Genomic DNA, 9,160 nt, shown 5'->3' on the forward strand with positions numbered 1-9,160 from the left:
TCTACGGCAGACGGATCAGGCCTCCCCGGTGTCCCCATGCGACCAACCTAACCGACGCCGCACTCGCAGCCGAGGCGTTTACTACACTTCGTAGTAAAAGATCTTCCGCGCCACGCGCACCCTCAGCACTCGTCCTGTTGGTCGGTCGTCGACTCCGGGATTCAGCTCACCGAGCGATCTGGTACTGAAGCCGATCGACCGAGAGAACCGACCGCTTCTCGAGGTGGGGGTGGTTGACGCGGGCGGACAGTGCTCCGCAGAGGGATTCGCCCGGGGACAGTCGCGTCCTCATGGGGGTCTCGGGCTGCGCGCCGGAGGATAATCATCTGCGGAGGATCTGTCATGACAAACACGACTTCGCGGGACGAGCGAGTTGCCCACCGCATCGACGATCTGTTCACCACCGACCCTCAGTTCCGGGCCGCGGCCCCGTCTGCGGAGGTGACCGCGGCAGCGGTCCGACCCGGTCTGCGACTGTCCGAGGTGGTCGCCGCGTACCTGGACGGCTACGCCGACCGACCCGCGTTGGGGCAGCGCTCCCGCGAGCTGACCCGCGATCCGACGACTGGGCACACGACGACGACCTTGCTGCCGGGTTTCGACACCATCACCTACCGTGAGCTGCACGACCGCGCCGTTGCGCTCGCCAGTGCTTGGCAGACGGGAGTCCGTGAGGGCTTCCACCCGGGTGACTTCGTCGCGGTGCTCGGCTTCACCAGCGTCGACTACGCCGTCATCGACCTGGCGTGCATCCACCTGGGCGCGGTCTTCGTTCCACTGCAGACCAGTGCGTCGGCGCCGCAGCTGGCACCGATCGTCGCGGAGACGATGCCGCGAATCCTCGCCACCAGCATCGAGTCCCTGAAGACCGCCGTAGCCGTCGCGGTCGACGCGCCCTCGGTCGAACGGCTCGTCGTCTTCGACTACGCCGCGGGCGACCACGAGCAGCGCGAGCGGTACCGAGATGCGTGCGCCCGTCTCGCAGAAGCGGGTCACCCGGTGGACGTCGTGTCACTCGCACGAGAGCTGGACTCCGGTCGCGCGGTTCCTGCGGAACCGGCGTTCGTCCCCCGGACGGGGGAGAACCCGCTGGCCGCGCTGATCTACACCTCGGGCAGTACCGGCACCCCCAAGGGAGCCATGTACACCACCGACATGATGGCGCACATGTGGCAGCGGCCGCCCGCCGCGCCCGCCGGCACCACTGCGGTTCCGGCCATTCGCATGCAGTACATGCCACTGAGCCATGTCTTCGGGCTGGGGTGGCTGGTCAGCACCCTGGCGTCCGGCGGCATCGGGTACTTCGCCGCCAAGAGCGACATGTCCACCCTGTTCGAAGACATCGGGCTGATCCGACCCACCTCGTTGAACCTGGTTCCGCGTGTGTGCGACATGATCCTGCGGCGCTATCGCCAGGAACTCGACCAGCACGCGACCCAGGAGTCGGGTCCGGACGAGCTGACCGAGACGGTGAAAGCCGAACTCCGCGAGGACTTTCTCGGTGGACGGGTGGTCTCGGCGATGTGCGGTAGCGCTCCGCTGACGAAACAGATGCGCGAGTTCATCGAGTCCACGCTCGACACCGCCGTCAGCGACGGCTACGGCTCCACCGAGTCCAACGGCGGAATCATGCGCGACGGCAAGATCATTCGGCCGCCGGTGACCGACTACAAGCTCGTCGACGTCCCCGCCCTCGGCTACCTGACCACCGATGAGCCGTATCCACGCGGCGAGCTCTACGTCAAGTCGACCGACCTGATTCCCGGGTATTACAAGCATCCCGAACTGTCGGCCGAGATCTTCGACCCGGACGGTTTCTACAAGACCGGCGACATCATGGCGGAGGTGGCGCCGGATCACCTGGTGTATCTCGACCGCAGCAACAACGTCATCAAACTGTCGCAGGGCGAGTTCGTGGCCGTGTCCACCCTCGAGGCGACGTACTCGACAAGTCCCTACGTCAGCCAGATCTATCTCTACGGCAGCAGCGAGCAACCGTTCCTGCTCGCCGTGATCGTGCCGAACCTCGACGCAATCGGCGACGGTGACGCCAACACGCTGATCGCGGAATCGCTGCAGCAGATCGCCGCGGCCACAGACCGCAACGCGTGGGAGGTCCCCAGGGACTTCCTGCTCGAACCCGAACCGTTCACCCGTGAAGGGGGCCTGCTGTCCGGGGTGGGCAAGCTGCTACGCCCAGCACTCAAGGCGCGCTACGGCCAGCGGCTCGAGGCAATGTATGCCGACATCGCGGCCGGCCAGGACGACCATCTCGCGGACCTGCGCGCGTCGGCCGGTGAACTGCCGACGCGCGAGACCGTGCACCGGGCCGCGGCGGCCACCCTCGGCATCCCGCCGTCGGAACTGCCTGCCGGGGCCGAGTCCGTCCGGTTCGCCGACCTCGGCGGCGACTCACTGTCCGCGTTCGCCTTCGCCACGCTGCTCGAGGAGATCTTCCACGTCGACGTGCCGGTGCAGACGATCGTCAGCCCCACCGCCACCCTGACCACGATCGCCCACCATGTCGACGGGGAGCGTGACTCGGCCTCCATGAGGCCTACGTTCGCCTCGGTGCACGGCCGCGATGCCACCGCCGCCAGCGCGACCGACCTGACGCTGGACAAGTTCCTCGACGCCGACACCCTGGCCGCGGCCACGACACTTCCGGCGCCGTCGGGTTCGATCGGCACGGTCCTGCTCACGGGGGCCAACGGCTACCTCGGACGCTTCCTGTGCCTGAACTGGCTCGAACGGCTCGCGCCGGTCGGCGGGACCCTGATCTGTCTCGCTCGCGGCGCCGACCGGGCCGCTGCCCGACAACGAATCGACGCCGCCGTCGACAGCGGCGATGCGCAGTTGTCCGCGGAGTTCGGTGCACTGGCAGGCAAACATCTGGAGGTCCTGGTCGGGGACGTCGGTGCGGCGAACATGGGACTCGATGCAATGGCCTGGGATCGGCTGGCACGGTCGGTTGACCTGGTGGTGCACTCCGCGGCGATGGTCAACCACGTGTTGCCCTACAGTCAACTGTTCGGTCCCAACGTGGTGGGAACCGCCGAAATCGTCAAGCTTGCCGTCAGCGCTCGGCTCAAGCCGGTGAACTACATCTCGACGGTGGCCGTGACTGCCCTGCCCGACGGCACCTTCGTCGGGGAGGACACGGACGTGCGCGCGGCCAGCGCGTCCCGTTCCCTGAGCGAGACCTACGCGGGCGGCTATGCGACGAGCAAGTGGGCGGGGGAGGTGCTGTTGCGCGAGGCGAACGACCTGTGTGGGCTTCCGGTGGCCGTATTTCGCTCGGACATGATCCTCGCGCACAGCCGCTTCACCGGTCAGCTCAACGTGCCCGACGTGTTCACCCGCCTGATCCTGAGCGTGGTCGTCACCGGACTGGCGCCGCGCTCCTTCTATCGACTCGACGACAGCGGCAACCCGCAACGCGCCCACTACGACGGGCTTCCCGCCGACTTCACCGCCGAGGCGATCACCACGCTCGGTGGACAGCTCGACCGGGGCTTCCACACCTACAACGTGCTCAACACGCACGACGACGGCATCTCCCTGGATCAGTTCGTCGATTGGCTCGTCGCGGAAGGTCACACGATCGACCGGATCGACGACTACGACGACTGGTTCGCCCGATTCAAGGTGGCACTCGAGGCGCTGCCGGAGGACATTCGTCAACATTCCGTGCTGCCGCTACTCCACGCCTACGCGCGGCCGTCATCGCCCGGCGTGCACGCGCCCGCCGAAAAGTTCCGTGATGCAGTGCAATCCGCCGGTATCGGCACCGACAAGGACGTGCCGCACCTCACCGAGGAACTGATCGACAAGTACATCGCCGATCTGCAACGGCTGGGTCTGCTGTAGCCACGAACTGGTCAGCATGCCGACCTCGAGCCCGATCACCTCTGTGTAGCTACGTTCGTTCGCGGCTGCGCCGATCCGGCGTCGGGTCAGGAAGGGCACTGGCGGCGATCCCCGCGGTGGAGACGAGGTGTTCGACACGACCGCCGCACCTTCCCTTCGGTATCCTGACCAGGCGGTAGCGGAGGGCCGGGATCGCCTCACCGCAGGAACTCGGCCGCCCGGTCCGCCAGGTCCAGCACCGGCTGCGGCGCGATTCCGAGGATCACCGTCACCGCCGCACTGACGACGATCGCCGCCGCGGTCAGCACACTCGGCACCACGACGGTGGGCGGATCGCTGGGCGCCTCGGTGAAGAACATCAGCACGATCACCCGCACGTAGAAGAACGCGGCGATCGCACTGCACACCACGCCGACCAGCACCAGCGGCACCGCCCCGCCGGACGCCGCGGCCTGGAACACCGCGAACTTGGCGACGAACCCGCTCGTCAGCGGGATGCCCGCGAACGCGAGCAGGAAGAGCGCGAACACCGTCGCCACCACCGGCGAGCGGCGTCCGAGCCCGGCCCACCGGGACATGTCGGTGGCCTCGCCGCCCGCGTCGCGCACCAGGCCGACGATCGCGAACGCGCCGAGTGTGCTGAATCCGTATGCCAGCAGGTAGAACATCGTCGCCGACAGCCCCGCCCGGTTCCCGGCGATCAGACCGGTGAGGATGAACCCGGCGTGCGCGATCGAGGAGTACGCGAGCATCCGTTTGACGTCGGTCTGGGTCACCGCCGCGACCGAGCCGACCACCATGGTCGCGATGGCCACCGCCCACAGCACCGGCCGCCAGTCCTGCTGGAGGTCGGGCAGCGCCACGTAGAACACCCGCAGCAGCGCACCGAACGCGGCGATCTTCGTCGCCGACGCCATGAACGCGGTGACCGAGGTCGGGGCGCCCTGGTACACGTCGGGGATCCACGAATGGAACGGCACCGCACCCACCTTGAACAGCAGGCCGACCGAGAGCAGGGCGACGCCGATCAGGAGCGCGTTGTCGGCCTCCGCGTGGGCCGCGACCACGTCGCCGATGCCGCCGAGCCGCACCGTGCCGGCGTAGCCGTAGAGCAGCGCGACGCCGTAGAGGAAGAACGCCGAGGAGAACGCGCCGAGCAGGAAGTACTTCATCGCCGATTCCTGGGACAGCAGTCGCCGGCGCCGGGCCAACCCGCACAACAGGTACAGCGGCAACGAGAGCACCTCGAGCGCCACGAACATGGTCAGCAGGTCGTCGGAGGCCGGGAAGAGCAGCATGCCACCGACCGCGAGCAGGACGAGCGGGAACACCTCCGTCTGTGCCACACCGACTTTCGTGGCCTCGCGTTCGGCGATACTGCCGGGCAGCGCGGAGGCGCGCGGAGCGAACGTGTCGGCCCGGCTCGGGGCGTCCGCGCCGGCCTCGACGCCACGCTCGGCGACGAGCAGGATCGACGCGATCGCGACCAGCAGGATCGTCCCCTGCAGGAACAGGGTCGGACCGTCGACGGCCACCGACCCCATCACCGCGGAATGCCCGGCCGTTCCGGACGAATGCAGGTGCGCCGCAAGAACGATCACCGCGACGAAGGCGGCGACCAGCCCGGCGAGGCTGATCACCAGATGGCTCGGGTAGCGGCCGCGTCGGGGCGCGAACGCCTCGACGAGCACCCCGAGGACGGCGGCGCCGAACACGATCAGCATCGGGGAGAGCAGGCCGTACTCGATCGACGGCGTGGGCAGGGTCGCGGTATTCACCGGTACGCACCTCCGTGAACGTCGTCGCCGAGACGGCCGGTGGCGGACAACCCCTGCGGCACCGTCGGTGCGGGGTCCTGCTCCCCGATGGTTGTCAGGGTCGCGGTCACCGCGGGGTTGATCACGTCCAGGACCGGCTTGGGGTAGAAACCGAGCAGGATCAGCAGGGCAATCAGCGGGGCGAGCACCGCGATCTCCCGCGGTACCAGGTCGGTGAGCTTCTCGTTGCCCGTCGTCACCGGGCCCGTCATCGTCCGCTGGTACATCCACAACACGTAGATCGCCGCGAGCACCAGCGCACTCGTCGCGACCACCGCGGCGACGGGGTAGCGGGTGAACGTGCCGATCAGGACCAGGAACTCGCTGACGAACGGCGCCAGCCCGGGCAGGGAGAGGGTGGCCAGGCCGGCGACCAGGAACGTGCCCGCCAGCATCGGCGCGACCTTCTGCACACCGCCGTAGTCGGCGATGAGCCGGCTGCCGCGCCGGGACACCAGGAACCCGGCCACCAGGAACAGCGCCGCGGTGGAGATGCCGTGATTGACCATGTACAGCACGGATCCGGCCTGTGCCTGACTGGTCAGCGCGAAGATGCCGAGGACGATGAAACCGAAGTGCGAGATCGAGGTGAACGAGATCAGCCGCATCATGTCGGCCTGGGCGATGGCCAGCACGGCGCCGTAGACGATGCCGATCACCGCAAGGGTCACGACCAGTGGCGCGAAGTACCTCGACGCGTCCGGGAACAGCTGCAGGCAGTACCGCAGCATCGCGAAGGTGCCCACCTTGTCGACGACGGCCATCATGAGGACCGCCGTCGCCGGAGTGGATTCCACGGCCGCGTCGGGGAGCCAGCTGTGCAGCGGCCACAGCGGCGCCTTGACCGCGAAGGCGAACATGAAGCCCAGGAACAGCGCCTTCGCCACCCCGGAGTCGATCGTGAGCGTGCCGGAGGAGACCGCGGCGACGATCTCGCGGAAGTCGAAGGTGCCCGAGTCGAACGGACTGCCCGGCCCCGCCGTGACGACGTACAGCCCGATGACCGCGGCCAGCATGACCAGGCCGCCGAAGAGGTTGTACAGCAGGAACTTCACCGCGGCACGGGCCCGGCGGGCGCGATCCGCGCCGAACCCGCCGACGAGGAAGTACATCGGAACGAGCATCACCTCGAAGAAGACGTAGAACAGCAGGATGTCGAGCGCCGCGAACGACACGATCACCATCGACTCGACGATCAGGAACAACGCCAGGTAGGTGTGGGTCGTGCGCACCTGCCCCGTGGTCCGGTCGTCTCCTCGTTCCGCGTCATTCCAGCCGGCGAGGATCAGCAGCGGCAGCAGGACCGCCGTCAACGCGACCAGGACCAGCGCGATGCCGTCCAGCCCGAGGGTGTAGCGGGTGCCGAAAGCCGGTATCCAGGCGTGCGATTCGACGAACTGGTACTGCGCACCCGACGGGTCGAACCGCAGCGCCAGCACCACCACCAGGGCGAGCACCACGAGCGAGGTCGCCAGCGCGACCACCTTCGCGATCCGGCGTGCGCCCGCGGGCACCAGCAGCACCAGGGCGGCCCCGACCAGCGGCACCACCCACAATGCGGTCAGCCAGGGAAAGTCGTTCACCGGACCCCCACCAAGACCATGGCCGCGACGACCAGCGCGGCCCCCGTGAACATGTACAGGGCGTAGGACCGGACGAAGCCGGTCTGCATGCGCCGGAGGCGATTCGAGGTGCCCGCGACCAGCGCGGCGACCCCGCCCACCGCGCCGTCGACGCCCCTGCTGTCGACGAACCCGAGCAGCCGGGTCAGGTACTGGCCAGAACGCATGAACACCGCCTCGTTGACCGCATCTCCGTACAGATCCTGGCGCGCCGCGACGGTCAACGCCGAGACCGCGACCGGCGCCTCCTCCGGAATCGGCGCGGTGCCGTACTGCCGGTAGGCGACCGCGACGCCGACGAGCACGACACCGAGCGTGAGCGCGGTCAGCACCCAGGCGGGCAGGACGGCCTCGCTCGGGGCGTGCGCGCCGACCACGGGCTCGAGCCAGTGCTCGAGCGAGGAGCCGGCGGTGAAGACCGCTCCCGCGGCCACCGATCCCACCGCGAGCAGGATCATCGGTACGGTCATCACACCGGGCGACTCGTGCGGCTGGGGCGGCTCGTCCGTACGCCAGCGCCGCTGCCCGAAGAACGTCATCAGCATCACCCGGGTCATGTAGAACGCCGTGATCCCGGCGCCGAGCAGTGCAGCCACGCCGAGGATGACACCCTTCACACCGCCCGCGTCGAACGCCACCTCGATGATCTTGTCCTTGGCGAAGAACCCGGAGAACGGCGGAATCCCTATGATGGCAAGGTATCCCAGGCCGAACGTGACGAACGTGACCGGCATGACGGTGCGCAGCCCGCCGTAGCGGCGCATGTCGGTCTCGTCGTTCATGCCGTGCATCACCGAGCCCGCCCCGAGGAACAGGCCGGCCTTGAAGAAGCCGTGACTGAGCAGCAGCATGATCGCGAAGGTGTAGCCGGCGGGTCCGAGGCCCGCGGCGAGAACCATGTAGCCGATCTGGCTCATAGTCGACGCCGCCAGCGCCTTCTTGATGTCGTCCTTGGCGCAGCCGATGATCGCGCCGAACAGCAGGGTCACCGCGCCGACGATCACCACCGCCAGCTGCGCGCCCGGCGCCAGGTCGAAGATCGGATTGGACCGCACGATGAGGTACACGCCCGCGGTCACCATCGTCGCGGCGTGGATCAGGGCCGAGACCGGAGTCGGACCCTCCATCGCGTCGCCCAGCCAGGACTGCAGCGGCACCTGTGCCGACTTGCCGCACGCCGCGAGCAGCAACATCAACCCGATCGCGGTGGTGGTGGCCTCGCTCGCCGCCGGGGCGGCGCCGAAAACACCTGCGAAGTCGACGGATCCGAAGGTCGCGAACATGATCATCAGCGCGACGATCAGGCCGATGTCGCCGACCCGGTTGACGACGAACGCCTTCTTCGCGGCGGTGGCCGCGGTCGGCTTGTACTGCCAGAATCCGATGAGCAGGTAGGAGGCGAGGCCGACACCCTCCCACCCGACGTAGAGACCGAGGAAGTTGTCCGCGAGCACGAGCAGCAGCATCGCGGCGAGAAACAGGTTGAGGTACGCGAAGAATCGCCTGCGTTCGGGGTCGTGGCTCATGTAGCCGACCGAGTAGACGTGGATCAGCGAGCCGACCCCCGTGATGAGCAGGACGAAGCACATCGACAGCTGGTCGAGTTGCAGGCCGAAGTCGATCTGCAACGCGCCGACCGGGACCCAGCTGTAGAGGGTCTCGTGCAGCGCGCGGTCGGCGTTGGGGCGGCCGAGCATGCCGACGAACATCGCCACCCCCACCACGAACGAGGCCAGCGCGGCGGCGCAGCCGAGCAGGTGGCCCCAGCGGTCGGTGCGCCTTCCCCCGAGCAGCAGCACGGTGGCACCGAGCAGCGGCAGTGCCGGCAGCAGCCAGATCCCCCCGCTCATG

4 protein-coding genes are annotated in these 9,160 nt (G+C 68.2%); 1 reads left to right on the forward strand and 3 read right to left on the reverse strand.

What is annotated here, in order from left to right; translation table 11 throughout:
• The first annotated feature begins 342 nt into the window (after positions 1-342).
• Entirely contained in the window at positions 343-3,870 is a 3,528-nt protein-coding gene (gene car, locus ACFVH2_RS16255) for a carboxylic acid reductase (RefSeq protein WP_378426497.1), read from the forward strand.
• A gap of 197 nt (positions 3,871-4,067) precedes the next feature.
• On the opposite strand, the gene nuoN is transcribed toward car, so the two are convergent.
• From nuoN to nuoL, 3 genes are read right to left on the reverse strand one after another with little or no spacing between them, the layout of a single operon-like run.
• On the reverse strand, positions 4,068-5,594 hold the full coding sequence (nuoN, locus tag ACFVH2_RS16260; RefSeq protein WP_378426639.1) for an NADH-quinone oxidoreductase subunit NuoN: 1,527 nt from the start codon (positions 5,592-5,594) through the stop codon (positions 4,068-4,070).
• Between the two features lie 50 nt (positions 5,595-5,644).
• Complete coding sequence (locus tag ACFVH2_RS16265; protein WP_378426499.1) at positions 5,645-7,270, reverse strand: NADH-quinone oxidoreductase subunit M; 1,626 nt, start codon at positions 7,268-7,270, stop codon at positions 5,645-5,647.
• Positions 7,267-9,159: an NADH-quinone oxidoreductase subunit L gene (gene nuoL / locus ACFVH2_RS16270; protein ID WP_378426501.1), complete on the reverse strand. Its 1,893-nt coding sequence runs from the start codon at positions 9,157-9,159 to the stop codon at positions 7,267-7,269. The genes ACFVH2_RS16265 and nuoL overlap by 4 nt, the downstream gene beginning before the upstream one ends.
• Between the last annotated feature and the right edge of the window lies 1 nt (position 9,160).

It is taken from the genome of Rhodococcus sp. NPDC127527 (genome assembly GCF_042672245.1).
GTDB lineage: Bacteria > Actinomycetota > Actinomycetes > Mycobacteriales > Mycobacteriaceae > Rhodococcus_G.

What these genes read in the sequence shown, in the direction of transcription:
- car (WP_378426497.1), top strand. Translation starts at nt 343, where the DNA reads ATGACAAACACGACTTCGCGGGACGAGCGAGTTGCCCACCGCATCGAC.
- nuoN (WP_378426639.1), bottom strand. Translation starts at nt 5,594, where the DNA reads ATGCTGATCGTGTTCGGCGCCGCCGTCCTCGGGGTGCTCGTCGAGGCG.
- nuoL (WP_378426501.1), bottom strand. Translation starts at nt 9,159, where the DNA reads ATGAGCGGGGGGATCTGGCTGCTGCCGGCACTGCCGCTGCTCGGTGCC.